This is a genomic window from Serratia sp. FDAARGOS_506 (assembly GCF_003812745.1).
GTDB lineage: Bacteria > Pseudomonadota > Gammaproteobacteria > Enterobacterales > Enterobacteriaceae > Serratia.
Genome location: NZ_CP033831.1, coordinates 1112679 through 1139295, shown reverse-complemented (window position 1 = coordinate 1139295; position 26617 = coordinate 1112679). Strand labels below are relative to the sequence as shown.

Genomic DNA, 26617 nt, shown 5'->3' with positions numbered 1-26617 from the left:
TTAGGCTTCGAACGCCTGCGTTAACTGCTCCAGCTGTTCCTGAGCATCCAGCCAGGTCATTTCCGTCTCTTCCAGCGCGGATTTGGCCTGGCTTTGCTTTTGCAGGCAGTCGGTCAGCTCGGCCTTGCGGCTGATGTCGTACAGCGCGGAATCCGCCAGCTGTTCCTCCACCGCCGCCAGTTCGGCACCCAGTTTTTCCATCTGCTGTTCCAGCTTGGCGATCTGCTTGCGCAGCGGTTGAGTCTGCGTACGGAACTCCGCCTCGCGGCGTTTTTGATCCTTGCGCGCCTGCGCGCTGTTGCCGCCGCTCTCTTTTTCCGGTGCGTCCTGTTGGCTTTCCTGGCGCTGCAGGTCGACAAGCCACTGCTGGTAATCGTCGAGATCGCCCTCGAAAGGCTCGACCTGGCCGTCGTGTACCAGATACAGATCGTCGGTGGTAGAGCGCAGCAGGTGACGGTCGTGCGATACCACCACCAATGCGCCTTCGAAATCGATCAGCGCTTCGGTCAGCGCCTGACGCATGTCGAGATCCAGATGGTTGGTCGGTTCATCGAGCAGCAGCAGGTTAGGGCGCTGCCAGACGATCAGCGCCAGCACCAGCCGCGCCTTTTCGCCGCCGGAGAAACGTTCGGTCATTTCACTGACCTTGTCGCCCTGGAAGCCGAAACCGCCCAGATAGTCGCGCAGCTGCTGCTCCAGCACACGCGGAGCGATGCGGCTCAGGTGCTGCAGCGGCGATTCGTCGGCGCGCAGGAATTCCAGTTGGTGCTGGGCGAAGTAACCCAGCTTGATACCTTTCGCCAGGCCGATCTCGCCACTCAGCGGTTCCAGGGTGCCGGCCAGCAGTTTGATCAGCGTGGATTTACCGGCGCCATTGCGGCCGAGCAGGCCAATACGTGAGCCGGGCACCAGGTTCAGCTTGATTGACTTCAGGATCACTTTATCGCCATACCCGGCGCTGACTTTGTCCATGCGCAGCAGCGGATTCGGCAAGCTTTCCGGCGGACGGAAGCTGAAGGTGAACGGGTTGTCGACGTGTGCCGGGGCGATCAGTTCCATGCGCTCCAGCATCTTGATGCGGCTCTGTGCCTGTTTGGCCTTGGTGGCCTGCGCGCGGAAACGGTCGATATAGCTTTGCAGGTGCGCCACTTTCTCTTGCTGGTGCTGATACAGCGATTGCTGCTGCGCCAGCTTGGTAGCGCGCTGGCGTTCGAACGACGAATAGTTACCGGTGTACTCATTCATCGTCTGCTGTTCGATATGCAGGATCTTGTCGACGATCGGATCGAGGAAGTCGCGGTCGTGTGAGATCAGCACCAGCGTGCCGGGATAGCTTTTCAGCCAGCGCTCCAGCCAGATCACCGCATCGAGATCCAGGTGGTTGGTCGGTTCGTCGAGCAGCAGCAGGTCGGAGCGGCACACCAGCGCCTGCGCCAGGTTGAGACGCATGCGCCAACCGCCGGAGAAGTCGCGCACCGGGCTTTGCAGCTGTTCGTTGGAGAAGCCGAGGCCGTGCAGCAGGCTGGCGGCGCGGGAACGGATGGTCCAGGCGTCGATGGCGTCCAGCTTGCCGTGCAGGGTGGCGATGGCGTGACCGTCGTTACTATCATTGGCCGCCTGCAATTCGGCTTCAAGCTGGCGAAACTCGCGGTCGCCGTCGATAACATACTCGATCGCCGCCACGTCCAGCGCCGGCGTTTCCTGGTTGACCCAGGCCAGCGCCCAGTTGCCGGGGAAGGTGAAGCTGCCGCCGTCCGCCGCGATCTCGCCCTTCAGCAGCGACAGCAGCGTGGATTTGCCGCAGCCGTTTTTGCCCACCAGGCCGACCTTCTGACCTGGATTAACCGTCGCCGTGGCGTTGTCCAGCAGGACGCGGATGCCGCGTCGGATTTGTAGCGAGGAGAATACAATCATAAAGCGCCGTATGTTCAGAGTATGTTAAATTATCATTAAGGTAACAGGACGCGCACCGCGCGCTGTTTTTGTCTTTGCGATGCATGGTAACGGAAAACCGCTACCCTGACGACGCTTTGGAGGGGAATGATGTCGCAGCCGCCCAAGGTCTTGCTGCTGTATGCCCATCCGGAATCCCATGACTCGGTGGCTAACCGGGTTTTGCTTCGACCGGCGCAGCAGTTGAAACATGTCACCGTGCACGATCTCTACGCGCACTACCCTGATTTTTTTATCGATATCCATCACGAACAACAGCTGCTGCGTGAGCATCAGGTCATCGTGTTTCAGCACCCTCTGTACACTTACAGCTGCCCGGCGCTGCTGAAGGAGTGGCTGGATCGCGTGCTGTCGCGCGGCTTTGCCAGCGGGGTGGGCGGCAATGCGCTGGCGGGCAAATACTGGCGCTCGGTGATCACCACCGGCGAGCCGGAAGGCGCCTACCGCACCGGCGGTTATAACCGCTATCCGATGGAAGACATCCTGCGGCCGTTCGAGTTGACCGCCGGGATGTGCCATATGCACTGGTTGACGCCGTTCGTGGTGTATTGGGCGCGGCGGCAAAAGCCGGAGGTGCTGCGCAACCATGCTGACGCCTACGGCGAGTGGCTGAGCCACCCGCTGCCGCGCGGAGGGCGGTGATCATGGAAGGATCGACCTTACTGACCGCCATTTTGCTGTTCCTGTTCGCCGCGGTGGTCACGGTGCCGATCGCCCGTCGCCTGGGGATCGGCGCGGTGCTGGGGTATCTGATCGCCGGCATCGCCATCGGCCCCTGGGGATTGGGCTTCATTCGTGATGTCGACGAGATCCTGCATTTCTCCGAACTGGGCGTGGTGTTCCTGATGTTCATCATCGGCCTGGAGCTGAACCCCAGCAAGCTGTGGGAACTGCGGCGCTCGATCTTCGGCGCCGGCGCCGGCCAGGTGTTGATCACCGCGGCGGTGCTGGGCGCGTTGCTGTACCTGACGCACTTCGCCTGGCAGGCGGCGGTGATCGGTGGCGTCGGCCTGGCGATGTCTTCCACCGCCATGGCGCTGCAGTTGATGCGCGAGAAGGGCATGAATCGCAACGAAGGGGGGCAGCTGGGTTTCTCGGTGCTGCTGTTCCAGGATATGGCGGTGATCCCGGCGCTGGCGCTGATCCCTATTCTGGCTGGCGCGGGCGGCACCAGCGACGACTGGGCGAAGATCGCGCTCAAGGTGGTGGCGTTCGGCGGCATGCTGATCGGCGGCCGCTTCCTGCTGCGGCCGCTGTTCCGTTATATCGCCGCTTCCGGCGTGCGCGAGATCTTCACCGCCGCGGCGCTGTTGCTGGTGCTCGGCTCGGCGCTGTTTATGGAGACGCTCGGCCTGTCGATGGCACTCGGTACCTTCATCGCCGGCGTGCTGCTGGCGGAGAGCGAATACCGCCACGAGCTGGAAATTTCCATCGAACCGTTTAAAGGCCTGCTGCTGGGGCTGTTCTTTATCTCGGTGGGCATGGTGTTGAATATCGGCGTGCTCTACACCCATCTGGCCGAGGTGTTGATCGGCGTGCTGGTGCTGGTGACGGTCAAATCCGGCGTGCTCTACGGCGTGTCGCACCTGTTCGGCCTGCGCAGTTCGGTGCGCCTGCAGTTCGCCGGGGTGCTCAGCCAGGGCGGTGAGTTCGCCTTCGTGCTGTTTTCGGCGGCGGGCGCCCAAAAGGTGCTGCAGTCCGATCAGCTCTCTTTACTGCTGGTGGTGGTGACGTTGTCGATGATGACCACGCCGCTGCTGATGCAGGCCATCGACCGCATTTTGGCTCGCCGCTATAACGCCAAAGACGAAGACGAGGAGACGCCGTACGTGGAAGATGACGATCCGCAGGTGATCATCGTCGGCTTCGGGCGTTTCGGCCAGGTGATCGGCCGCCTCTTGATGGCCAACAAAATGCGCATTACCGTACTGGAGCGCGACGTCAGCGCCGTCGGCGTACTGCGGCGCTACGGCTACAAGGTTTATTACGGCGACGCCACCGAGCTGGAGCTGCTACGCGCGGCGGGCGCCGAGAAGGCTAAATCGATCGTGATCACCTGCAATGAGCCGGAAGACACCATGGAGATCGTGCGGCTGTGCCAGCAGCACTTCCCGAACCTGAGCATTCTGGCGCGCGCGCGCGGCCGCGTGGAGGCGCATGAGTTGCTGCAGGCGGGCGTGAAACAGTTCAGCCGCGAAACCTTCTCCAGCGCGCTGGAACTGGGGCGCAAGGCGTTGATGGAATTGGGCATGCACCCGCATCAGGCCTTCCGCGCACAGCAGCATTTCCGCCGCCTGGATATGCGTATGCTGCGTGAACTGATGCCGCCGCATCAGGGGGATGTGGCGCAAATTTCCCGCGTGAAAGAAGCGCGGCGCGAGCTGGAAGAGCTGTTCCATCGCGAGATGCAAAAAGAAAGTCGCCAGTTCGACGGCTGGGACGAATACGAATAAGCGGGAGCATAACGATGTCTGCAACACGTAAGAGATTTATCGCCGGGGCGGTGTGCCCGAGCTGTAGCGCCATGGATACGTTGGCGGTATGGCGGGAGGATCAGGTGGAGGTGGTGGAGTGCGTCAAGTGTGGCCACCATCAGCGCCAGACCGAACAACAGGTGGAAAAACACGTTCGTCCGCAAGAGCAGGTGATCGGCATTTTCCAGCCGAAGTAGCGTTTTTTTATCCCGGAGGGTACAGCGAGGCAGATTTCCGTTACAATCTGTCCGGAAAAGGCGCGCATCCCGATAACGGTGTGCGTCCTAGTAGCCAACGGTAGGAGATATCATGAAAGTAGCAAAAGACTTGGTGGTCAGCCTGGCTTACCAAGTACGTACAGAAGACGGTGTTTTGGTTGATGAGTCTCCGGTGAGCGCACCGCTGGACTATCTGCACGGGCATGGTTCTCTGATCGCAGGTCTGGAAAAAGCACTCGAAGGCCACGACGTTGGCGATCGTTTTGACGTTCACGTCGGCGCGAACGACGCGTACGGTAACTACGACGAAAACCTGGTGCAGCGCGTACCGAAAGACGTCTTCATGGGCGTTGACGAACTGCAGGTCGGCATGCGTTTCCTGGCTGACACCGATCAGGGCCCGGTACCGGTTGAAATCACCGAAGTTGACGGCGACCACGTGGTGGTTGACGGCAACCACATGCTGGCCGGCCAAAACCTGAACTTCAACGTGGAAGTTGTCGCGATCCGCGAAGCGACCGCAGAAGAACTGGCGCACGGCCACGTACACGGCGAGCACGACCATCACCACGAACACGGTGAAGGCTGCTGCGGCGGTCATGGCCACAGCCACGATCACGACCATGGTCACGACCACGGTAAAGGCGGTTGCGGTAACGGCGGCTGCGGCTGCCACTAAGCAGAGCGCAGTGACGAGACAAGAGGGCGGCCATCGGCTGCCCTTTTTTATGCGCACCGCACCGGGCGCCGAACGGCACAACAGGACATGCCATGGCCACCATGAAAGACGTTGCGCGCCGCGCCGGCGTTTCCACGGCCACCGTCAGCCGGGTGATCAATAATACCGCCTATGTTGAACCGGTGACCCGCGAACGCGTCGAGAAAGCGATGCGCGAGTTTAACTACCACCGTAACGCCGCCGCGCTGGCGCTGGCGAAAAGAAGCGGCAATATGCTGGGGTTGCTGACCGGCAACCTCGACGATCCGTTTTTTTCACGCCTGGCGCGGGGCGTGGAAGACATCACGCGGCAGGCTGGCGTGCGTTTGATGTTGTGCAGCGGCGGGCATCAGGCCGAGCTGGAAAAAAGCGGCCTCGACTTTCTCATCAACCAGGGATGCGAAGCCATCGTGGCGCACGTCACGCGCATGGGGGAGGAGGAGCTGCTGCGCTACGCCGCCCACACGCCTGCGCTGGTGCTGATCAATCGTTATCTGCCCGCCATCGCCAACCGTTGCATTTGGCTCGACAACGCCAATGCGGCGCAGACGGCGACCGAGCTGCTCATTCGCCAGGGGCATCGGCGAATTGCCTGTGTGACGGCGGATCTGCCGATCGACGACCGCACGCAGCGGTTAGCGGGTTACCGCAAGGCCATGGTCGCCGCCGGCATTGAGGTGCCCGGCAGCTGGATCATCAGCGTGCCCTTCAACGAGAGAGGGGGCGAACTGGCGGCTGAGCGCGTTTTGGCCAGCGACCAACGCTTCACCGCCGCAGTGACGTTCAACGACGTGATGGCCGCAGGCATGATGCGCACCTGCCACCAACGGCAAATTCAGCTGCCCGAGGCGCTGTCGATCGTCGGTTTTGACGACATTGCCCTGGCGAAATATCTCCACCCCGCGTTGACCACCGTGCATTACCCCATCGAGAAAATGGCACGACGCGCCGCGCGCCTGGCGCTACAGATCCATAGCGGCAGCGACGTCGCGCCGCGGAGCAACCGCTTTTCGGCCGAACTTATTCTGCGAGACTCCGTAGCCGACGGCAAACCGCATGAGCAAAGCAAGCGCGGCGAATGAGAGACGGCTCACACAACGCTATCTCATGAAACCGATTACATGGACGGTTGCCTGCGCTCACATCCTCCGATTATCGAAGCCATTACGCTGTTGCAGTACCCCATCTTCAACAGGAGCCGTATATGGATAATAAGAAAACGCTCAACCTTGGGCTGGCGACACTGCCGATTGTGGCTATGCTGTTGCTGCTCATCATTGGCTATGGCCAGTTTGGCCTGCGCATTGAACCGCTGCTGCTGGTTTCCGCCGCTATCGCCGCCGCGTTGGCCTGGTGGCAAGGCTACCGCTGGGACGACATCATCGAGGCCATCGTGGCCAAGCTGGCTAAGGCGATGCCGGTGATCATGATCCTGATCTGCGTTGGCGGCCTGATTGGCACCTGGATGATCAGTGGCACAATCCCTTACATGGTGTACTGGGGGCTGAAGCTGATCAGCCCCCAGTACATTCTGATCGCCGCGTTCTTCATCACCAGCGTGATTTCGGTGTGCACCGGTACCTCGTGGGGGGCGGCCGGCACCGTGGGCGTGGCGCTGATGGGCGTTGCCGCCGGTCTGGACGTACCGCTGGCCGCCGCGGCCGGGGCAGTGGTGTCCGGCGCTTACTTCGGCGACAAAATTTCGCCGTTGTCCGATTCGACGAACTTCGCGGCCATCGTCGCGGATACCGATCTCTACAGCCATATCCAGCATCTGATGTACACGACGCTGCCGAGCTTCATCCTGGCTGCCGTGGTGTACCTGATCGCCGGCCACACCGGCGCGGTGGGCAGCGTGGCAACGCCGGAAAAAGTGACAGAAATCGTCAGTGCGCTCGAGGGGCTGTACCATTTCAATCTGCTGCTGATCCTGCCGCCGGTGCTGGTGCTGTGGGGTGCGGTAACCAAACGGCCGGTTATCCCGATCATGCTGGCCGCCTGCGCGCTGGCGATCGCCATCGGCGTCGCGCTGCAGGGCTTTAGCCTGCAGCAGGGGCTGAATGCGTTGATGGACGGCTTCAATCTGTCGATGTTCGCCACCCAGGGCCATAACGTCGAGGGGATCGTCGCCGATGTGCCGCGCCTGCTGAACCGCGGCGGCATGTTCTCGATGATGAGCACGATCCTGTTGGTGTTCTGCGCCTTTTCCTTCGCCGGCGCCCTGACGCTGACCGGCGCGCTGACGGTTATCATCAGCCGGCTGCTGAAAGTGGTGCACACCACCGGCCAACTGATCGCCGCCACCGTTGCCACCACTATCCTGGTGACCGGCGCGACCAGTGACGGCAAGCTGGCGTTACTGATCCCGGCAGAGCTGTTCAAAGGGGCCTATCGGCGCATGGGGCTGGACAACAAGAACCTGTCGCGCACCGTCGAAGACGCGGGCACCGTTATCGAACCGTTGATCCCGTGGACGGCCGCCGGTATTTACATGGCGACCACCTTGGGGGTCAGCACCCTCGATCTGCTGCCGTGGGCGATCCAATGCTATGCCGCGGTGGTGTTCGCCCTGATTTATGGGTTTACCGGCTTCGGTATCGCCAAACTCCAACCTCGGAACGACTTGCAGCGTAAGGAAGCCTGACATGACGAGTCATTTCAACGCCATCATCGATCGCCACAACACCGGCTCCGTGAAGTGGGACTTTATCGACCGCTATCTGCAACTGGACGGCAGCGAACTTTTGCCGATGTGGGTGTCCGATTTCGACTTTCCGTGCCCGCCAGAAGTGCAACAGGTGCTGCATCAGCGGGTGGATCACGGCGTCTTTGGCTACAGCGAACGTGACGACGCCTACTATCAGGCGGCGATCGACTGGTTTGCCAAGCGGCACGGCTTGCCGCTGAGGCGCGAGTGGTTCACGTCGATTGAAGGGGTGGTGCCGGGGTTGGCGATGCTGATCCAACTGCTCAGCAAGCCGGGGGACGGCGTGGTGGTGCAGGGGCCGTATTATGGCTCGTTCGCCAAGATAGTCACCATGAACGGCAGAGAGGTGATTGAAAACCCGCTGCTGGAAACCCCGCAGGGATACCGGATCGATTTCGACCAGCTGGCCGCCTGCCTGGCGCAGCGTAAACCGCCGCTGTTGTTGTTGTGCAATCCGCACAACCCGACCGGGCGTTGCTGGCACCGCGATGAGCTGGAGCGGCTCATGGCGCTCTGCCATGCCCACGACGTCACGGTGATCTCCGATGAAATTTGGGCCGATCTGCTGCTGCCAGGCGAGACGTTTACCTCGGTATTGCATCTGAACGAGGAATATCGCGAACGGGTGATTGCGGCGACGTCCGCCAGCAAAACGTTCGGCCTCTCCTCGCTGCGCATTTCGAATTTCCTGATACCCAATGCCCGGCTTCGGCAGGCGTTTGTCGATCGGCTGAACGCCCACGGGCTGGATGTGTTCAACGCGCTGTCGATGACGGCGGCGACCGCGGCCTATCAACGGGGCGCTGCCTGGCTTGATGAGCTGCTCGACTATCTGGCGGAGAATCGGCGTTGGTTTGAGCAGGCGCTGGCGGCTGCGGCGCCCTGGTGCGCGATGACCCAGGCTGAGGGGACCTATCTCGCCTGGCTGGATTGCCGCTCACTGGGTTTGAACGATGCTGACTTGCAGCAGGCGCTGGTGGCGGTGGCGAAGCTGGCGCCGTCGATGGGCAGCGGTTTCGGCCCGCAGGGGAGCGGTTTTATCCGCATCAACCTGGGATGCCCGCGCCGGTATCTCGAGCGTGCCGTCGAAGGGCTGGCACGCCTGAAATAACCGCATTGCGGGCCCTCAATAGTGCGGTGGAGGGGTTTCTTCCGATTGCGAGGCGATCATTGAGGTTTGGGTCGAGCGCAGCTTGTCGGTCAACATGCGCAGGTGTTCGCGCATCTTCAGCATTTCCATTTGGTGCTGGATGACGGTTTGGTTGAGCTCTTCGATGGTGAGCTCTTGGAAAGCCTGGCGGCTTTCCAGTTCTTCAAGCCGCTGTAGCAGGCGTTGAATGTCGGCGTTGTGCATGAGGCTACCTCTGACGCGATAAAATCCTGATTCGGCGCTATGGTAACAGCTGGCGCCGGGTTTGCTCGCGCTATTTCTCCAGACGACGCGCAACGTTGCGATCGGCAGTGTAAAGTGCTGAAAAGTTGCGCGCCCGATATGCCGTTTTTTGCTAACCTCGCCCAATATTCTGCAAGAAAAATCTGATTTATCATGCGAGTAGCACGCGGCGGGAAACTTCTTGGCAAAGCGGGAGTCACACTTTGACTCGATTGGTTACCTGTGCGACTGTTTTGTTTTGTTTCAGGCAGCTATAGTAGCCCGGTTATCTTACCTAATGATTGTTTGGGGCATTGCTTCAGACACTGGAGAAATGGATGAAATCTTTGTTTAAAGTCACGCTTCTGGCAACCACCATGGCTTTTGCTCTGAATGCGACCCAGGTCATGGCAGCCGATGCCGCCAAACCGGCAGAAGCCGCTAAACCAGCGGACGCGGCGGCAGCACCGAGCACCGGCAAGTTCAAAAACGACGACGAGCAAGCGGCTTACGCATTGGGCGCCTCTCTCGGCCGTTACATGGATAACTCTCTGAAAGAGCAAGAGAAGCTGGGTATCAAGCTGGACAAAGATCAGCTGATCGCCGGCGTTCAGGATGCTTTCGCCAATAAGAGCAAGCTGAATGATGCCGACATCGAGAAGACTCTGCAGAGCTTCGAAGCGCGCGTGAAGGCTTCCGCTCAGGCGAAAATGGAACAGGATGCCAAGGACAACGAAACCAAAGGCGCCAAGTACCGCGACAGCTTCGCTAAAGAAAAAGGCGTGAAGAAAACCGAATCCGGCCTGCTGTACCAGGTAGAGAAACCGGGCGCAGGTGAAGCGCCGAAAGACAGTGACACCGTGGTAGTGAACTACAAAGGCACCCTGACCGACGGTACCGAGTTCGATAACTCCTACACCCGCGGCGAGCCGCTGTCGTTCCGTCTGGACGGCGTGATCCCAGGCTGGACCGAAGGCCTGAAGCACATCAAGAAAGGCGGCAAAATCAAGCTGGTGATCCCACCGGCGCTGGCCTACGGCAAAACCGGCGTTCCGGGTATCCCGGCTAACTCCACGCTGGTCTTCGACGTTGAGCTGCTGGACGTGAAGGCGGCGCCGAAAGCCGACGCTAAAGCCGAAAAACCGGCTGATGCTAAAGCCGACACCAAAGCGAAATAATATCGTCGCTCTGTTTGCCACCGCCGCGGATAACCTCCGCGGCGGTTTTCATTTCGGCAGCCGCCGCCTCTCTCTCCATTGAACGCTTGACGCCTGCCGGGCATCGGGCTTAACGTCAATACCACGCGCAAACGCAAGGACTTTGCTCCGGTCGCTTTGCTAGACTAATAATTCTGACTTATCAGTCATGCGTCTGCCCCTTAGGGCGTGTACCTAAAATTGTTCCCGGCCGCCTCGCCTGCGGATGTCGTCGTGCCGTTTGATGCCGATCTCGGCCGGCCGCGCTGCGGCGTGCCGACGACGGTAGCGATCCGGTCCGAGCGGTTTTAGCTGCGCCCCCTGGCACAGGCGATCTATGAGGGTGGTATCTTCGATGTCGAATTCGCTTTTATCCAGCGAAGCCAGCGAACTTGATTTGCTGAATGAACGTCCGTTTACTCAAACGGATCATGAAATCCTGAAATCCTATGAAGCGGTGGTCGACGGGCTGGCGATGTTGATCGGCGGCCACTGCGAGATCGTATTGCACGCGCTGGAAGACCTGAACAGCTCAGCGGTACGCATCGCCAACGGCGAGCATACCGGGCGCAAAATCGGCTCGCCGATCACCGACCTGGCCCTGCGCATGCTGCATGACATGGCCGGCGACGACAGCAGCGTGTCGAAAGCCTACTTCACCCGCGCCAAGAGTGGCGTGTTGATGAAGTCGGTAACCATCGCCATTCGCAATCGCGAGCAGCGGGTGATTGGCTTGCTGTGCATCAACATGAACCTTGATGTGCCGTTCTCGCAGATCATGCAGACCTTTATGCCGCCGGCCACGCAAGACGTGCCGTCGTCGGTGAATTTCGCTTCTTCCGTCGACGATTTGGTAGCGCAGACGCTGGAGTTCACTATCGAAGAGGTGAACGCCGACCGTTCGGTGTCCAACAACGCCAAAAATCGCCAGGTGGTGCTCAATCTCTATGAGAAAGGCATCTTCGACATCAAGGATGCGATCAACCAGGTGGCGGATCGCCTGAATATTTCCAAACACACCGTCTATCTGTACATCCGCCAGTTCAAGAGCGGCGATCTGTTGGGAAGCGACCGTTGATGCTCGATTACTGTCTGTTGGTTACCGGCCCGGCTTACGGCACGCAGCAGGCCAGCAGTGCCTATCAGTTCGCTCAGGCTTTGCTGGCGAAAGGGCACCGGCTTTCCAGCGTTTTTTTCTACCGTGAAGGGGTGTTGAACGCCAACCAGCTGACTGCGCCCGCCAGCGACGAGTTCGACCTGGTGCGCGGCTGGACGCAGCTGGCGCAGCAACACGGCGTTGCGCTCAACGTCTGCGTAGCCGCCGCGCTGCGCCGTGGCGTCACCGACGAGCAGGAGGCGGCGCAACAGGGGCTGGCCAGCGCCAACTTGCAACCCGGCTTTACCCTGAGCGGGCTGGGTTCCCTGGCCGAAGCGTCGCTGAGCTGCGACCGTCTGGTGCAGTTCTGAGGATATGATGAAACGAGTCGCTTTTGTTTTCACCCACGGGCCGCACGGCGGCGCCGGCGGCAGGGAAGGGCTGGATGCGCTGCTCGCCACGTCGGCGCTCAGTGAAGACTTGGGGGTGTTTTTTGTCGGCGATGGCGTATTGCAGCTGTTGCCGGGCCAGCAACCGGAAAAGATTTTGGCGCGCAATTATATTGCTACCTTCGGCGTGCTGCCGCTGTATGACGTGGAGCGGTGCTATCTGTGCCAGGCTTCGCTGCAGGAGCGTGGGCTGAGCCAGGTGACCGATTGGGTGCTGGATGCGGAAGTGCTGGCACCGGACGAACTGCGCCGTGAATTGGCCGGCTACGACGCCGTAATGACGTTTTAGGATCCTCTGATGCTGTATACCCTGAGCCATTCGCCAAACCAATGTGACTTACCTGCGCTGCTACGTCTGACGGCGGAGGGCGACGCGCTGTTGCTGCTGCAGGACGGTGTGCTTGCAGGCCTTGCCGGCAGCGCCCATCTTGAATTGCTGCTCGCCGCCCCCATATCCCTTTACGCGCTGCAGGACGACCTGGAAGCCAGAGGGTTGGTAGGTCATTTTTCGCACAAAATCACTGTCGTCGGCTATAATCACTTCGTTGAATTAACCGAACAACACCGCAGCCAAATGGCCTGGTAATGAGAGTGATGTTGTATATTTCTTGACACCCATACTGGTCAGCCATAAAATTCTGCGTCCTCGTACTTTGCCAGTAGTGCATACGAGGGGATTTATCACATGTTTACGAAGCTAGTACGAAGCAAAAACCAGGAGCTTTTTTAATGGCAACAATTAACCAGCTGGTTCGCAAACCACGCTCTGTGAAGGCTGCTAAAAGCAACGTTCCAGCGCTGGAAGCCTGCCCGCAGAAACGTGGCGTATGCACCCGCGTATACACCACTACCCCGAAAAAACCAAACTCCGCACTGCGTAAAGTTTGCCGTGTGCGTTTGACCAACGGTTTCGAAGTAACTTCCTACATCGGTGGCGAAGGCCACAACCTGCAGGAACACTCCGTAATCCTGATCCGTGGCGGTCGTGTAAAAGACCTGCCAGGTGTGCGTTACCACACCGTCCGTGGTGCACTTGACTGCTCCGGTGTTAAAGACCGTAAGCAAGCTCGTTCCAAGTACGGCGTGAAGAAGCCAAAGGCTTAATGGTTCTCCGTTAAGTAAGGCCAAACGTTTTAACTTTAATGTCAAAATAAACTCGTAGAGTTTTGGACAATCCTGAATTAACAACGGAGTATTTCCATGCCACGTCGTCGCGTAATCGGCCAACGTAAAATCCTGCCAGATCCTAAGTTCGGATCTGAGCTGCTGGCCAAATTTGTAAATATCCTGATGGTAGACGGTAAAAAATCTACTGCAGAAGCAATCGTCTATACCGCGCTGGAGACCCTGGCTCAGCGTTCTGGTAAAGATCACCTGGAAGCTTTCGAAGTCGCTCTCGACAACGTTCGCCCGACTGTAGAAGTTAAGTCGCGTCGCGTTGGCGGTTCTACTTATCAGGTACCAGTTGAAGTCCGCCCGGTTCGTCGTAATGCTCTGGCAATGCGTTGGATCGTTGATGCTGCACGTAAACGCGGTGATAAATCCATGGCTCTGCGCCTGGCGAACGAGCTGTCTGACGCAGCAGAGAACAAAGGTTCTGCTGTTAAGAAGCGTGAAGACGTTCACCGTATGGCCGAAGCCAACAAGGCGTTCGCCCACTACCGCTGGTAATCACCCGGCTGTAGTCATGCTAACCAAGCGGGCGCGTCAAATCGGCCCGCTTGGGTTAACTGAACTTGAACGCCCTAGGAATAGAGGAATCAAATGGCTCGTACAACACCCATTGCACGCTACCGTAACATCGGTATCAGTGCTCACATCGACGCCGGTAAAACCACCACTACCGAACGTATTCTGTTCTACACCGGTGTAAACCACAAAATCGGTGAAGTTCATGACGGCGCTGCCACCATGGACTGGATGGAACAGGAGCAGGAGCGTGGTATTACCATCACTTCTGCAGCGACTACTGCCTTCTGGTCTGGTATGGCCAAGCAGTTCGAACCGCATCGCGTAAACATCATCGACACCCCAGGGCACGTTGACTTCACCATCGAAGTAGAACGTTCCATGCGTGTGCTGGATGGCGCGGTAATGGTTTACTGTGCTGTTGGTGGTGTTCAGCCACAGTCTGAAACCGTATGGCGTCAGGCTAACAAATACAAAGTGCCACGTATCGCGTTCGTTAACAAAATGGACCGTATGGGCGCTAACTTCCTGAAAGTTGTTGGCCAGATCAAATCTCGTCTGGGCGCTAACCCTGTTCCTCTGCAGCTGGCTATCGGCGCGGAAGACAAATTCACCGGCGTTATCGACCTGGTGAAAATGAAGGCGATCAACTGGAACGAAGAAGACGCAGGCGTAACCTTCGAATACGAAGACGTCCCGGCAGACATGATGGAACTGGCTGAAGAATGGCGCCAGAACCTGATCGAGTCCGCTGCGGAAGCTTCCGAAGAGCTGATGGAAAAATACCTGGGCGGCGAAGAGCTGACCGAGGAAGAAATCAAAGCGGCTCTGCGTCAGCGCGTACTGAACAACGAAATCATCCTGGTTACCTGTGGTTCTGCGTTCAAGAACAAGGGCGTGCAGGCGATGCTGGATGCGGTAATCGAATACCTGCCGGCACCAACTGACGTTCCTGCGATCAACGGTATCCTGGACGACGGTAAAGACACCCCGGCTGAACGTCACGCAAGTGATGACGAGCCGTTCTCTGCGCTGGCGTTCAAAATCGCAACCGATCCGTTCGTAGGTAACCTGACCTTCTTCCGCGTGTACTCCGGCGTTGTTAACTCCGGCGACACCGTGCTGAACTCCGTTAAGGCTGCGCGTGAGCGTTTCGGCCGTATCGTTCAGATGCACGCCAACAAGCGTGAAGAGATCAAAGAAGTTCGCGCAGGCGACATCGCCGCAGCGATCGGTCTGAAAGACGTGACCACCGGGGACACCCTGTGTGATCCAGACTCTCCAATCATCCTGGAGCGTATGGAATTCCCTGAGCCGGTAATCTCTATCGCCGTTGAACCGAAAACCAAAGCTGACCAAGAGAAAATGGGTCTGGCTCTGGGCCGTCTGGCTAAAGAAGACCCGTCATTCCGCGTATGGACTGACGAAGAGTCTAACCAGACCATCATCGCCGGTATGGGTGAACTGCACCTCGACATCATCGTTGACCGCATGAAGCGTGAATTCAACGTTGAAGCTAACGTGGGCAAACCTCAGGTAGCTTACCGCGAAGCGATTCGCGCTAAGATTACCGATGTTGAAGGTAAGCACGCCAAGCAGTCTGGTGGTCGCGGTCAGTACGGTCACGTTGTGATCGACATGTACCCACTGGAGCCGGGCTCTAACCCGAAAGGTTACGAGTTCATCAACGACATCAAAGGCGGCGTAATTCCTGGCGAATACATCCCTGCCGTTGATAAAGGCATCCAGGAGCAGCTGAAGTCTGGTCCGTTGGCTGGTTACCCGGTAGTAGACATGGGTATTCGTCTGCACTTCGGTTCTTACCACGACGTTGACTCCTCTGAACTGGCGTTTAAACTGGCCGCGTCTATTGCCTTTAAAGAAGGCTTTAAGAAAGCGAAACCAGTTCTGCTTGAGCCTATCATGAAGGTTGAAGTTGAGACTCCAGAAGAGAACACCGGTGACGTTATCGGTGACTTGAGCCGTCGTCGCGGCATGCTGCGCGGTCAGGAATCTGAAGTGACTGGCGTTAAGATCCACGCTGAAGTACCGTTGTCCGAAATGTTCGGCTACGCAACTCAGCTGCGTTCTCTGACTAAAGGTCGCGCATCATACACCATGGAATTCCTGAAGTATGATGATGCGCCGAACAACGTCGCTCAGGCCGTAATCGAAGCCCGTGGCAAATAAGCCGCAGGGTTAAAACCAAAGTCCCGTGCTCTCTCCAGAAGGGGAGAGCGCTATAGTAAGGAATATAGCCGTGTCTAAAGAAAAATTTGAACGTACAAAACCGCACGTTAACGTTGGTACTATCGGCCACGTTGACCACGGTAAAACTACCCTGACTGCAGCGATCACTACCGTACTGGCTAAAACCTACGGCGGTTCTGCACGTGCTTTCGACCAGATCGATAACGCGCCAGAAGAAAAAGCTCGTGGTATCACCATCAACACCTCTCACGTTGAGTATGACACCCCGACTCGTCACTACGCGCACGTTGACTGCCCAGGGCACGCCGACTACGTGAAAAACATGATCACCGGTGCTGCTCAGATGGACGGCGCGATCCTGGTAGTAGCTGCGACTGACGGCCCAATGCCTCAGACTCGTGAGCACATCCTGCTGGGTCGTCAGGTTGGCGTTCCTTTCATCATCGTATTCATGAACAAATGCGACATGGTTGATGATGAAGAGCTGCTGGAACTGGTAGAAATGGAAGTTCGCGAACTGCTGTCCGCTTACGACTTCCCAGGCGACGACCTGCCGGTAATCCGCGGTTCCGCGCTGAAAGCGCTGGAAGGCGAAGCTGAGTGGGAAGCGAAAATCATCGAACTGGCCGAAGCCCTGGACAGCTACATCCCAGAGCCAGAGCGTGCGATCGACAAGCCGTTCCTGCTGCCAATCGAAGACGTATTCTCCATCTCCGGTCGTGGTACCGTTGTTACCGGTCGTGTTGAGCGCGGTATCATCAAAGTTGGCGAAGAAGTTGAAATCGTTGGTATCAAAGACACCGTTAAGTCTACCTGTACTGGCGTTGAAATGTTCCGCAAACTGCTGGACGAAGGCCGTGCTGGTGAGAACGTAGGTGTTCTGCTGCGTGGTATCAAGCGTGAAGAAATCGAACGTGGTCAGGTACTGGCTAAGCCAGGCTCCATCAAGCCACACACCCAGTTCGAATCTGAAGTGTACATCCTGAGCAAAGATGAAGGTGGTCGTCACACTCCATTCTTCAAAGGCTACCGTCCACAGTTCTACTTCCGTACAACTGACGTGACCGGTACCATCGAACTGCCAGAAGGCGTAGAGATGGTAATGCCAGGCGACAACGTGAACATGAAAGTCACCCTGATCCACCCAATCGCGATGGACGACGGTCTGCGTTTCGCAATCCGTGAAGGCGGCCGTACCGTTGGCGCAGGTGTTGTTGCTAAAGTTATCGCTTAATCGCGAATAATTTTTCGACACAAAAAAGGGCACTTCGGTGCCCTTTTTTTATGCAATTTGTTCAAATCTTAATTGAAATAAAAACCATTCCTATTTAGACTCAATGCATTGGTTAAGAAGTGAGTCTCTCTATGTATGTATGTCTGTGTAATGCGGTGACTGACAAAGCGATCCGTAATGCGGTGCGTCAGCACAATCCCCATACTATGAAGCAGCTGCGTGAACTTGTACCGATTGGTACCGATTGTGGAAAGTGCATTCGTCAGGCAAGACAAATTATGGTGGAGGAGCGCGGAACTATCATCCCAATGCATGAAGTTGCCTAACAAAGGGTAAGGTTATTTTTGACTCTTGGCTTACAGGTTCTACACTTTTAGAACTGGCCAGGAGGAGTTACCTATGAAAGGCGATAAAAAGATCATTGCTCACCTCAACAAGCTGCTCGGCAACGAGCTGGTTGCCATCAATCAATATTTCCTGCACGCTCGCATGTTCAAGAATTGGGGCTTGATGCGCCTCAACGACAAGGAATATCACGAGTCGATCGATGAAATGAAGCATGCCGATCGCTATATCGAGCGTATCCTGTTCCTGGAAGGGATCCCGAACCTGCAAGACCTTGGCAAGCTGAACATTGGCGAAGACATTGAAGAGATGCTGCGTTCCGATTTGGCGCTGGAGCTGGCGGGCGCCAAAAACCTGCGTGAAGGCATCGCCTATGCCGACTCGATACACGATTATGTCAGCCGCGATTTGATGATCGACATTCTGGCCGATGAAGAAGAGCATATCGACTGGCTTGAAACCGAGCTGGATCTGATCGCTCGCCTCGGTATTCAAAACTATGCCCAGGCTCAGATTCTAGAGCGCAAAGAGTAAGCCTGTCTTCCGTTCGTCATCGACTCTCCTCTGCCGGCGACCGCTTTAACGGTGGGGCAGGGGAGCTCCCCGCCAAGCATAATTCATACCTCGTTTGCCATTTTCATCTCCTGACTGCGGCTGAAGGTGCAAAAATGACGATTTCCTGAGCATATTTCCAACTGCGGCTTGCTTCCTGGGCCATTTTGCGTATAATGCGCGGGCTTACCTAATCTTGGTAAGCCTGATTTTAGCGAATCAGTCGATAGGCAGGCCTTTTTTGCCCTTCGAACAATACTCCCGATATGGGGGTTATATGTTGACGATTACACTCCCCCATCAATCGAAATGGGTGTGAGGAGTAATTATTTACGTTTATAAATAATTGGAGCTCTGGTCTCATGCAGAACCAAAGAATCCGTATCCGCCTGAAAGCGTTTGATCATCGTCTGATCGATCAATCAACCGCGGAAATCGTCGAGACTGCAAAGCGCACTGGTGCGCAAGTCCGTGGTCCGATCCCGCTGCCAACTCGCAAAGAGCGCTTTACCGTTCTGATCTCTCCGCACGTCAACAAAGACGCGCGCGATCAGTACGAGATTCGCACTCACAAGCGTCTGGTTGACATCGTTGAGCCAACCGAGAAAACCGTTGATGCTCTGATGCGTCTGGATCTGGCTGCCGGTGTAGACGTGCAGATCAGCCTGGGTTAATCAGGTCATTGAGCGATTGAGAGGTTGAAACAATGATTGGTTTAGTCGGTAAAAAAGTGGGTATGACCCGTATCTTCACTGAAGATGGCGTTTCTATCCCAGTAACCGTAATTGAAATTGAAGCGAACCGCGTGACTCAGGTTAAAAGCCTGGACACCGACGGTTACCGTGCCGTTCAGGTTACCACTGGTAGCAAAAAAGCTAACCGTGTAACCAAGCCGGAAGCGGGCCATTTCGCTAAAGCTGGCGTTGAAGCTGGCCGTGGTCTGTGGGAATTCCGCCTGGAAGAAGGCCAAGAATTCGCTGCAGGTCAGGAAATTAGCGTAGAAATCTTCGCTGACGTTAAAAAAGTCGATGTTACCGGTACTTCTAAAGGTAAAGGTTTTGCTGGCACTGTTAAGCGCTGGAACTTCCGTACCCAAGACGCTACCCACGGTAACTCCTTGTCTCACCGCGTTCCGGGTTCTATCGGTCAGAACCAGACTCCGGGCAAAGTGTTCAAAGGCAAGAAAATGGCTGGCCACCTGGGTGATGAGCGCGTAACCGTTCAAAGCCTGGACGTAGTACGTGTTGACGCTGAGCGCAACCTGCTGCTGGTTAAGGGTGCTGTACCGGGCGCAACCGGTGGCAACCTGATCGTTAAACCAGCTGTGAAGGCGTAAGGGGATAGCAATGGAATTAGTATTGAAAGACGCGCAAAGCGCGCTGACTGTTTCCGAAACTACCTTCGGTCGTGATTTCAACGAAGCGCTGGTACACCAGGTTGTTGTTGCTTATGCAGCAGGTGCCCGTCAAGGTACCCGTGCTCAGAAGACCCGTGCTGAAGTAACTGGTTCCGGCAAAAAGCCATGGCGTCAGAAAGGCACCGGCCGTGCGCGTTCAGGTTCTGTAAAGAGCCCGATCTGGCGTTCAGGCGGCGTGACCTTTGCTGCTAAGCCACAGGACCACAGTCAGAAAGTAAACAAAAAGATGTACCGCGGCGCGCTGAAAAGCATCCTGTCCGAACTGGTACGTCAAGATCGTCTGATCGTTGTCGAGAAGTTCTCTGTAGAAGCGCCTAAAACTAAGCTGCTGGCACAGAAACTGAAAGATATGGCTCTGGAAGACGTGCTGATCGTGACCGGTGAACTGGATGAGAATCTGTTCCTGGCAGCTCGCAACCTGTACAAGGTTGACGTGCGCGATGTAGCAGGTATCGATCCGGTTAGCCTGATCGCCTTCGACAAAGTGGTTATGACTGCTGATGCTGTGAAGCAAGTTGAGGAGATGCTGGCATGATCCGTGAAGAACGTTTGCTGAAAGTGCTGCGTGCACCGCACGTATCTGAAAAAGCATCCGCTGCGATGGAAAAAAGCAACACCATCGTTCTCAAAGTTGCCAAAGACGCGACCAAAGCAGAAATCAAAGCTGCAGTGCAGAAACTGTTTGAAGTCGAAGTCAAAGACGTGAACACCCTGGTAGTTAAAGGGAAAGTGAAACGTCACGGTCAGCGTGTTGGTCGTCGTAGCGACTGGAAAAAAGCTTACGTCACCCTGAAAGAAGGCCAGAATCTGGACTTCATCGGCGGCGCAGAGTAAGTCGGAGGAGTAAGAACAATGGCAATTGTTAAATGTAAACCTACATCTCCGGGTCGTCGCCACGTTGTTAAAGTGGTTAACCCTGAGCTGCACAAGGGTAAACCTTATGCCCCGCTGCTGGAAAAACTGAGCAAAAGCGGTGGTCGTAACAACAATGGCCGTATCACCACCCGTCATATCGGTGGTGGCCACAAGCAACATTATCGTCTGGTTGACTTCAAGCGCAACAAAGACGGTATCCCTGCTGTGGTTGAGCGTCTGGAGTACGATCCGAACCGTTCCGCGAACATCGCGCTGGTTCTGTACAAAGACGGCGAACGCCGTTACATCCTGGCGCCGAAAGGCCTGAAAGCTGGTGACCAGATTCAATCTGGCGTTGATGCTGCAATCAAAGCGGGTAACACCCTGCCGATGCGCAACATTCCAGTTGGTTCAACGGTTCACAACGTAGAAATGAAACCAGGTAAAGGCGGCCAGATGGCTCGCTCCGCTGGTGCCTACGTTCAGATCGTTGCTCGTGATGGTTCCTACGTAACTCTGCGTCTGCGCTCCGGCGAAATGCGTAAAGTTCCAGCTGATTGCCGCGCCACCCTGGGTGAAGTCGGTAACGCTGAACACATGCTTCGCGTTCTGGGTAAAGCAGGTGCTGCACGTTGGCGTGGTGTTCGTCCTACCGTTCGCGGTACGGCGATGAACCCGGTAGATCACCCGCACGGTGGTGGTGAAGGTCGTAACTTTGGTAAGCACCCGGTAACTCCGTGGGGCGTTCAGACCAAAGGTAAGAAGACCCGTAGCAACAAGCGTACTGATAAGTTCATCGTACGTCGCCGTAGCAAAAAATAATTAGAGGATAAGCCATGCCACGTTCTCTCAAGAAAGGTCCTTTTATTGACCTGCACTTGCTGAAGAAGGTAGAGAAAGCGGTGGAAAGCGGTGACAAGAAGCCTTTGCGCACTTGGTCCCGTCGTTCAACGATCTTTCCTAACATGATCGGTTTGACCATCGCTGTCCATAATGGTCGTCAGCACGTACCAGTGTTCGTTTCCGATGAAATGGTCGGTCACAAACTGGGTGAATTCGCGCCGACTCGTACTTATCGCGGCCATGCGGCTGATAAAAAAGCTAAAAAGCGCTAAGGTAGGAGGAAGAGATGGAAACTATCGCTAAACATCGCCACGCTCGTTCTTCTGCTCAGAAGGTTCGCCTTGTTGCTGACCTGATTCGCGGTAAGAAAGTGTCGCAAGCTCTGGAAACTCTGACCTACACCAACAAGAAAGCTGCTGGTCTGGTTAAGAAAGTGCTGGAGTCTGCCATTGCTAACGCAGAACACAACGATGGCGCTGACATCGATGATCTGAAAGTTACGAAAATCTTCGTAGACGAAGGCCCAAGCATGAAGCGCATTATGCCGCGTGCAAAAGGTCGTGCAGATCGCATCCTGAAGCGCACCAGCCACATTACTGTGGTTGTGTCCGATCGCTGAGACTCTGGAGACTAGCAATGGGTCAGAAAGTACATCCTAATGGTATTCGCCTGGGTATTGTCAAACCTTGGAACTCTACTTGGTATGCGAATACCAAAGAATTCGCTGACAACCTGGACAGCGACTTTAAAGTTCGTCAATTCCTGACTAAGGAACTGTCGAAAGCTTCCGTTTCTCGCATCGTTATCGAGCGTCCTGCGAAGAGCATCCGTGTGACCATTCACACTGCTCGCCCAGGCATCGTTATCGGCAAGAAAGGTGAAGACGTCGAAAAACTGCGCAAGGTCGTAGCGGACATCGCTGGCGTTCCTGCACAGATCAACATCGCCGAAGTCCGTAAACCGGAACTCGACGCTAAATTGGTTGCTGACAGCATCACTTCTCAGCTGGAACGTCGCGTTATGTTCCGTCGTGCTATGAAGCGTGCAGTACAGAACGCAATGCGTCTTGGCGCTAAAGGTATCAAAGTTGAAGTAAGCGGCCGTCTTGGCGGCGCTGAAATCGCACGTACCGAATGGTACCGCGAAGGTCGTGTTCCATTGCACACTCTGCGTGCGGACATCGACTACAACACATCTGAAGCGCACACCACTTATGGTGTAATCGGCGTTAAGGTATGGATCTTCAAAGGTGAGATCCTGGGTGGTATGGCTGCAGTTGAACAACCGGAACCGGCTGCTCAACCTAAAAAGCAGCAGCGTAAAGGCCGCAAGTAAGGAGAGTCGCTGATGTTACAACCAAAGCGTACAAAATTCCGTAAGGTGCACAAGGGCCGCAACCGTGGTCTGGCGCAAGGTACGGATGTTAGCTTCGGCACTTTCGGTCTGAAAGCTGTTGGCCGTGGCCGTCTGACTGCTCGTCAAATCGAAGCAGCTCGTCGTGCAATGACTCGTGCAGTTAAGCGTCAAGGCAAGATCTGGATCCGTGTATTCCCGGACAAACCGATCACCGAGAAGCCGCTGGAAGTGCGTATGGGTAAAGGTAAGGGTAACGTGGAGTATTGGGTTGCCCTGATCCAGCCTGGTAAGGTCCTGTACGAAATGGACGGCGTGCCAGAAGAGGTTGCCCGCGAGGCATTCAAACTGGCAGCAGCGAAACTGCCGATCAAAACCACCTTTGTAACTAAGACGGTGATGTAATGAAAGCACAAGAGCTGCGTGAAAAAAGCGTTGAAGAGCTGAATGCCGAGCTGCTCAACCTGCTGCGTGAGCAATTCAACTTGCGCATGCAGGCGGCCAGTGGCCAGCTGCAACAAACTCACCTGTTGAAACAAGTGCGTCGTGACGTCGCACGCGTTAAGACTTTACTGACTCAAAAGGCGGGTGTGTAAATGACTGAAGTTATCCGTACCCTGCAGGGTCGTGTTGTTAGCGATAAAATGGAGAAATCCATCGTTGTTGCTATCGAGCGTACTGTGAAGCACCCAATCTACGGGAAATTCATCAAACGTACGACCAAGCTGCACGTACATGACGAGAACAACGAATGTGGTACCGGCGACGTGGTAGAAATCCGCGAATGCCGCCCACTGTCCAAGACTAAGTCCTGGACGTTGGTTCGCGTTGTAGAGAAAGCGATTCTGTAATAGAGTAGCTGGCTCTCACTTAATAAACGGCTCAGAAAATGAGCCGTTTATTTTTTCTACCCATACCAAGTAAGCGGTGTTATAATGCTGCGCCCTCGGTTATGGGGCTTTTCAACGGCCTAATTTTTACTTGGGTCTTTAAAGTAGTAGTTGACATTAGCGGAGCACTAAAATGATCCAAGAACAGACTATGCTGAACGTCGCCGACAACTCCGGTGCACGTCGCGTAATGTGTATCAAGGTTCTAGGTGGCTCGCACCGTCGCTACGCAGGCGTCGGCGACATCATCAAAATTACCATCAAGGAAGCAATTCCTCGCGGTAAGGTGAAGAAAGGCGATGTTCTGAAGGCGGTAGTGGTGCGCACCAAGAAGGGTGTACGTCGCCCGGACGGTTCTGTCATTCGCTTCGATGGCAATGCATGCGTTATTTTGAACAATAACAGCGAGCAGCCAATCGGTACGCGTATTTTTGGGCCGGTAACTCGTGAACTGCGTAATGAGAAGTTCATGAAAATTATCTCTCTGGCACCAGAAGTACTCTAAGGAGCGAACATGGCAGCGAAGATCCGTCGTGATGACGAAGTTATCGTGATTACCGGGAAAGACAAAGGTAAGCGCGGTAAAGTAAAAAATGTCCTGTCTGCTGGCAAGGTCATTGTTGAAGGCATCAACCTGGTTAAGAAACACCAGAAGCCGGTTCCGGCTCTGAACCAACCAGGCGGCATTGTTGAGAAAGAAGCTGCAATTCAGGTTTCTAACATTGCTATCTTCAACGCGGCTACCGGCAAGGCTGACCGTGTAGGCTTTAGATTCGAAGACGGCAAAAAAGTCCGTTTCTTCAAATCTAACAGCGAAACTATCAAGTAATTTGGAGTAATACGATGGCGAAACTGCATGATTACTACAAAGACGAGGTAGTCAAACAACTGATGTCTCAGTTTGATTACAACTCTGTCATGCAAGTCCCTCGGGTCGAGAAGATCACCCTGAACATGGGTGTTGGTGAAGCGATTGCTGACAAGAAACTGCTGGATAACGCCGCAGCGGACCTGGCAGCTATCTCCGGTCAAAAACCGTTGATCACCAAAGCCCGCAAATCTGTTGCAGGCTTCAAAATCCGTCAGGGCTATCCGATCGGCTGTAAAGTAACTCTGCGTGGCGAACGCATGTGGGAGTTCTTTGAGCGTCTGATCTCCATTGCTGTTCCACGTATCCGTGACTTCCGTGGCCTGTCCGCCAAGTCATTCGATGGCCGTGGCAACTACAGCATGGGCGTGCGTGAGCAAATCATCTTCCCAGAAATCGACTACGACAAAGTCGATCGCGTTCGTGGTTTGGATATTACCATTACCACTACTGCGAAATCTGATGATGAAGGCCGCGCGCTGCTGGCTGCTTTTAACTTCCCGTTCCGCAAGTAAGGCAGGGTTACTGATGGCTAAGCAATCAATGAAAGCACGCGAAGTCAAGCGCGTGAAATTAGCTGACAAGTTCTTTGCAAAACGCGTTGAACTGAAAGCTATTATCTCTGATGTGAACGCATCCGATGAAGATCGTTGGAATGCCGTTCTCAAGCTGCAAACTCTGCCGCGTGATTCCAGCCCGTCTCGTCAGCGTAAACGCTGCCGCCAAACTGGCCGTCCACATGGTTATGTGGGCAAATTCGGGTTGAGCCGTATTAAGCTTCGTGAAGCCGCTATGCGCGGTGAAGTACCAGGCTTGAAAAAGGCTAGCTGGTAATTACCAATTGAATCACGGGAGTAAAGACAGATGAGCATGCAAGATCCGATCGCGGATATGCTGACCCGTATCCGTAACGGTCAAGCCGCGAACAAAGTTGCGGTCACCATGCCTTCCTCCAAGCTGAAAGTGGCAATTGCCAACGTGCTGAAGGAAGAAGGTTTTATTGAAGATTTCAAAATCGAAGGCGACGCCAAGCCTGTTCTGGAACTGGTACTGAAGTACTTCCAGGGCAAAGCTGTGGTAGAAAGCATTCAACGTATCAGCCGTCCAGGTCTGCGCATCTACAAGAAAAAAGATGAGCTGCCAAAAGTTATGGCCGGTTTGGGTATCGCTGTTGTTTCTACCTCTAAAGGTGTTATGACCGATCGTGCAGCTCGCCAGGCTGGTCTGGGTGGCGAGATTATCTGCTACGTAGCTTAATTCGGGAGGAAAGAATGTCTCGTGTTGCAAAAGCACCCGTCGTCATTCCTGCCGGCGTAGAGGTAAAACTCAACGGTCAGGTTATTTCGATTAAGGGTAAAAACGGCGAGTTGACTCGTACTATCCACGACGCCGTTGAAGTGAAGCAAGAAGCTAACGCACTGACTTTCGCCCCGCGCGAAGGTTTTGCTAACGCATGGGCTCAAGCGGGTACCACGCGCGCTCTGCTGAACGCAATGGTTGTTGGTGTTACCGAAGGCTTCACCAAAAAGCTTCAACTGGTAGGTGTTGGTTATCGTGCTGCCGTTAAAGGCAACGTGGTGAATTTGGCCCTGGGCTTCTCTCACCCTATCGATCACCAGCTGCCGGCAGGTATCACTGCTGAATGCCCAAGCCAAACTGAAATCGTGCTGAAAGGCGCTGATAAGCAGGTGATTGGCCAGGTAGCAGCAGATCTGCGCGCTTACCGTCGTCCTGAGCCTTACAAAGGTAAAGGTGTTCGTTACGCCGACGAAGTCGTGCGTACCAAAGAGGCTAAGAAGAAGTAAGGTAACACTATGGATAAGAAATCTGCTCGTATCCGTCGTGCGACCCGCGCACGCCGCAAGCTCCAAGAGCTGGGTGCAACCCGCCTGGTGGTACATCGTACCCCGCGTCACATTTACGCACAGGTGATTGCTCCAAACGGTTCTGAAGTACTGGTAGCCGCTTCTACTTTAGAAAAAGCTATCGCGGAGCAACTGAAGTATTCCGGTAACAAAGACGCAGCAGCAGCCGTAGGTAAAGCTCTGGCTGAGCGCGCGTTGGAAAAAGGGATTGCGAAAGTATCCTTTGACCGTTCCGGTTTCCAATATCATGGTCGAGTCCAGGCACTGGCAGATGCTGCCCGTGAAGCTGGCCTTCAGTTCTAAGGAAGAGGT

Annotated in this window: 38 protein-coding genes; 36 read left to right on the top strand and 2 right to left on the bottom strand. The window is 55.6% G+C overall.

All coding sequences use genetic code 11. The features are described 5' to 3' along the window. Positions 1-1914: an ABC transporter ATP-binding protein gene (locus EGY12_RS05740; protein ID WP_123892831.1), complete on the bottom strand. Its 1914-nt coding sequence runs from the start codon at positions 1912-1914 to the stop codon at positions 1-3. Between the two features lie 129 nt (positions 1915-2043). Here EGY12_RS05740 and kefG point away from each other — a divergent pair, with 129 nt between their 5' ends. From kefG to EGY12_RS05705, 7 genes are all read left to right on the top strand, one after another. After that, the gene (gene kefG / locus EGY12_RS05735; RefSeq protein ID WP_172962954.1) at positions 2044-2595 is read left to right on the top strand and encodes a glutathione-regulated potassium-efflux system ancillary protein KefG; all 552 of its coding nucleotides are present in this window, start codon (positions 2044-2046) and stop codon (positions 2593-2595) included. 2 nt (positions 2596-2597) lie between these two features. Then, positions 2598-4406: a glutathione-regulated potassium-efflux system protein KefB gene (gene kefB, locus EGY12_RS05730; RefSeq protein ID WP_123892829.1), complete on the top strand. Its 1809-nt coding sequence runs from the start codon at positions 2598-2600 to the stop codon at positions 4404-4406. Positions 4407-4420: 14 nt separating this feature from the next. Further along, complete coding sequence (locus EGY12_RS05725) at positions 4421-4624, top strand: YheV family putative zinc ribbon protein (RefSeq protein WP_015379274.1); 204 nt, start codon at positions 4421-4423, stop codon at positions 4622-4624. Between the two features lie 112 nt (positions 4625-4736). Continuing rightward, positions 4737-5324: a peptidylprolyl isomerase gene (gene slyD, locus EGY12_RS05720; protein WP_004930407.1), complete on the top strand. Its 588-nt coding sequence runs from the start codon at positions 4737-4739 to the stop codon at positions 5322-5324. A 92-nt stretch (positions 5325-5416) separates the two neighbouring features. Continuing rightward, on the top strand, positions 5417-6445 hold the full coding sequence (locus EGY12_RS05715; protein WP_123892828.1) for a LacI family DNA-binding transcriptional regulator: 1029 nt from the start codon (positions 5417-5419) through the stop codon (positions 6443-6445). Between the two features lie 122 nt (positions 6446-6567). After that, a complete protein-coding gene (gene nhaC, locus EGY12_RS05710) occupies positions 6568-8007 on the top strand; it encodes a Na+/H+ antiporter NhaC (protein WP_123892827.1) in 1440 nt (479 codons plus the stop codon). A 1-nt stretch (position 8008) separates the two neighbouring features. After that, positions 8009-9181 (top strand): MalY/PatB family protein, encoded by a 1173-nt coding sequence (locus EGY12_RS05705; protein ID WP_123892826.1) that lies wholly within the window; start codon positions 8009-8011, stop codon positions 9179-9181. 15 nt (positions 9182-9196) lie between these two features. Here EGY12_RS05705 and EGY12_RS05700 read toward each other — a convergent pair whose 3' ends face one another. After that, positions 9197-9424 (bottom strand): SlyX family protein, encoded by a 228-nt coding sequence (locus EGY12_RS05700; RefSeq protein WP_004930414.1) that lies wholly within the window; start codon positions 9422-9424, stop codon positions 9197-9199. Between the two features lie 356 nt (positions 9425-9780). Here EGY12_RS05700 and fkpA point away from each other — a divergent pair, with 356 nt between their 5' ends. The 29 genes from fkpA (at position 9781) to rplR (ending at position 26608) form a co-directional block, all read left to right on the top strand. Continuing rightward, positions 9781-10620 carry an FKBP-type peptidyl-prolyl cis-trans isomerase gene (gene fkpA, locus EGY12_RS05695; protein ID WP_123892825.1) on the top strand — a complete coding sequence of 280 codons (840 nt, stop codon included), beginning with the start codon at positions 9781-9783 and terminating at the stop codon, positions 10618-10620. A 373-nt stretch (positions 10621-10993) separates the two neighbouring features. After that, positions 10994-11716: a transcriptional regulator gene (locus tag EGY12_RS05690; RefSeq protein WP_004930418.1), complete on the top strand. Its 723-nt coding sequence runs from the start codon at positions 10994-10996 to the stop codon at positions 11714-11716. Then, complete coding sequence (gene tusD / locus EGY12_RS05685; protein ID WP_033636259.1) at positions 11716-12105, top strand: sulfurtransferase complex subunit TusD; 390 nt, start codon at positions 11716-11718, stop codon at positions 12103-12105. The genes EGY12_RS05690 and tusD overlap by 1 nt, the downstream gene beginning before the upstream one ends. Before the next feature lie 7 nt (positions 12106-12112). Beyond that, on the top strand, positions 12113-12472 hold the full coding sequence (tusC, locus tag EGY12_RS05680; RefSeq protein ID WP_033636258.1) for a sulfurtransferase complex subunit TusC: 360 nt from the start codon (positions 12113-12115) through the stop codon (positions 12470-12472). A gap of 9 nt (positions 12473-12481) precedes the next feature. Further along, a complete protein-coding gene (gene tusB, locus EGY12_RS05675; RefSeq protein ID WP_019456119.1) occupies positions 12482-12769 on the top strand; it encodes a sulfurtransferase complex subunit TusB in 288 nt (95 codons plus the stop codon). Positions 12770-12912: 143 nt separating this feature from the next. Beyond that, positions 12913-13287, top strand: a complete 375-nt coding sequence (gene rpsL / locus EGY12_RS05670; RefSeq protein WP_004930426.1) for a 30S ribosomal protein S12 — start codon at positions 12913-12915, stop codon at positions 13285-13287. A gap of 96 nt (positions 13288-13383) precedes the next feature. After that, positions 13384-13854, top strand: coding sequence for a 30S ribosomal protein S7 (rpsG, locus tag EGY12_RS05665; RefSeq protein WP_004956203.1), 471 nt, complete (start codon positions 13384-13386; stop codon positions 13852-13854). 93 nt (positions 13855-13947) lie between these two features. Continuing rightward, positions 13948-16062, top strand: a complete 2115-nt coding sequence (gene fusA, locus EGY12_RS05660) for an elongation factor G (protein ID WP_049198376.1) — start codon at positions 13948-13950, stop codon at positions 16060-16062. Between the two features lie 70 nt (positions 16063-16132). Further along, the gene (tuf, locus tag EGY12_RS05655; RefSeq protein ID WP_015379267.1) at positions 16133-17317 is read left to right on the top strand and encodes an elongation factor Tu; all 1185 of its coding nucleotides are present in this window, start codon (positions 16133-16135) and stop codon (positions 17315-17317) included. Between the two features lie 131 nt (positions 17318-17448). Continuing rightward, complete coding sequence (gene bfd, locus EGY12_RS05650) at positions 17449-17643, top strand: bacterioferritin-associated ferredoxin (RefSeq protein ID WP_015379266.1); 195 nt, start codon at positions 17449-17451, stop codon at positions 17641-17643. Between the two features lie 73 nt (positions 17644-17716). Next, positions 17717-18196, top strand: coding sequence for a bacterioferritin (bfr, locus tag EGY12_RS05645; RefSeq protein ID WP_004929784.1), 480 nt, complete (start codon positions 17717-17719; stop codon positions 18194-18196). A gap of 380 nt (positions 18197-18576) precedes the next feature. After that, positions 18577-18888, top strand: a complete 312-nt coding sequence (gene rpsJ, locus EGY12_RS05640; protein WP_001181005.1) for a 30S ribosomal protein S10 — start codon at positions 18577-18579, stop codon at positions 18886-18888. A 32-nt stretch (positions 18889-18920) separates the two neighbouring features. Further along, complete coding sequence (gene rplC, locus EGY12_RS05635; RefSeq protein WP_015379265.1) at positions 18921-19550, top strand: 50S ribosomal protein L3; 630 nt, start codon at positions 18921-18923, stop codon at positions 19548-19550. A gap of 10 nt (positions 19551-19560) precedes the next feature. Continuing rightward, positions 19561-20166, top strand: coding sequence for a 50S ribosomal protein L4 (gene rplD, locus EGY12_RS05630; protein WP_004929779.1), 606 nt, complete (start codon positions 19561-19563; stop codon positions 20164-20166). After that, positions 20163-20465: a 50S ribosomal protein L23 gene (gene rplW / locus EGY12_RS05625; protein WP_004929776.1), complete on the top strand. Its 303-nt coding sequence runs from the start codon at positions 20163-20165 to the stop codon at positions 20463-20465. The genes rplD and rplW overlap by 4 nt, the downstream gene beginning before the upstream one ends. Positions 20466-20483: 18 nt before the next feature. Continuing rightward, entirely contained in the window at positions 20484-21308 is an 825-nt protein-coding gene (rplB, locus tag EGY12_RS05620; protein ID WP_004929775.1) for a 50S ribosomal protein L2, read from the top strand. A gap of 14 nt (positions 21309-21322) precedes the next feature. Then, positions 21323-21601 carry a 30S ribosomal protein S19 gene (gene rpsS / locus EGY12_RS05615; protein WP_004929772.1) on the top strand — a complete coding sequence of 93 codons (279 nt, stop codon included), beginning with the start codon at positions 21323-21325 and terminating at the stop codon, positions 21599-21601. Between the two features lie 14 nt (positions 21602-21615). Continuing rightward, positions 21616-21948: a 50S ribosomal protein L22 gene (rplV, locus tag EGY12_RS05610; RefSeq protein ID WP_002223844.1), complete on the top strand. Its 333-nt coding sequence runs from the start codon at positions 21616-21618 to the stop codon at positions 21946-21948. A 17-nt stretch (positions 21949-21965) separates the two neighbouring features. Then, positions 21966-22664 (top strand): 30S ribosomal protein S3, encoded by a 699-nt coding sequence (rpsC, locus tag EGY12_RS05605; protein ID WP_004929766.1) that lies wholly within the window; start codon positions 21966-21968, stop codon positions 22662-22664. 12 nt (positions 22665-22676) lie between these two features. After that, the gene (rplP, locus tag EGY12_RS05600; protein WP_004929764.1) at positions 22677-23087 is read left to right on the top strand and encodes a 50S ribosomal protein L16; all 411 of its coding nucleotides are present in this window, start codon (positions 22677-22679) and stop codon (positions 23085-23087) included. Next, the gene (rpmC, locus tag EGY12_RS05595; protein WP_004929762.1) at positions 23087-23278 is read left to right on the top strand and encodes a 50S ribosomal protein L29; all 192 of its coding nucleotides are present in this window, start codon (positions 23087-23089) and stop codon (positions 23276-23278) included. The genes rplP and rpmC overlap by 1 nt, the downstream gene beginning before the upstream one ends. Beyond that, entirely contained in the window at positions 23279-23533 is a 255-nt protein-coding gene (rpsQ, locus tag EGY12_RS05590; protein ID WP_004929760.1) for a 30S ribosomal protein S17, read from the top strand. 172 nt (positions 23534-23705) lie between these two features. Next, entirely contained in the window at positions 23706-24077 is a 372-nt protein-coding gene (gene rplN / locus EGY12_RS05585) for a 50S ribosomal protein L14 (protein ID WP_000613954.1), read from the top strand. A gap of 9 nt (positions 24078-24086) precedes the next feature. Then, positions 24087-24401, top strand: a complete 315-nt coding sequence (gene rplX / locus EGY12_RS05580) for a 50S ribosomal protein L24 (protein WP_004929758.1) — start codon at positions 24087-24089, stop codon at positions 24399-24401. Positions 24402-24415: 14 nt separating this feature from the next. Further along, positions 24416-24955: a 50S ribosomal protein L5 gene (gene rplE, locus EGY12_RS05575; RefSeq protein ID WP_004929756.1), complete on the top strand. Its 540-nt coding sequence runs from the start codon at positions 24416-24418 to the stop codon at positions 24953-24955. A 13-nt stretch (positions 24956-24968) separates the two neighbouring features. Then, positions 24969-25274 (top strand): 30S ribosomal protein S14, encoded by a 306-nt coding sequence (gene rpsN, locus EGY12_RS05570; RefSeq protein ID WP_048232029.1) that lies wholly within the window; start codon positions 24969-24971, stop codon positions 25272-25274. 30 nt (positions 25275-25304) lie between these two features. Beyond that, positions 25305-25697 carry a 30S ribosomal protein S8 gene (gene rpsH, locus EGY12_RS05565; protein WP_004929753.1) on the top strand — a complete coding sequence of 131 codons (393 nt, stop codon included), beginning with the start codon at positions 25305-25307 and terminating at the stop codon, positions 25695-25697. A 14-nt stretch (positions 25698-25711) separates the two neighbouring features. After that, the gene (rplF, locus tag EGY12_RS05560) at positions 25712-26245 is read left to right on the top strand and encodes a 50S ribosomal protein L6 (protein ID WP_004929751.1); all 534 of its coding nucleotides are present in this window, start codon (positions 25712-25714) and stop codon (positions 26243-26245) included. Between the two features lie 9 nt (positions 26246-26254). Beyond that, the gene (gene rplR / locus EGY12_RS05555) at positions 26255-26608 is read left to right on the top strand and encodes a 50S ribosomal protein L18 (protein ID WP_004929748.1); all 354 of its coding nucleotides are present in this window, start codon (positions 26255-26257) and stop codon (positions 26606-26608) included. Positions 26609-26617 lie beyond the last annotated feature (9 nt).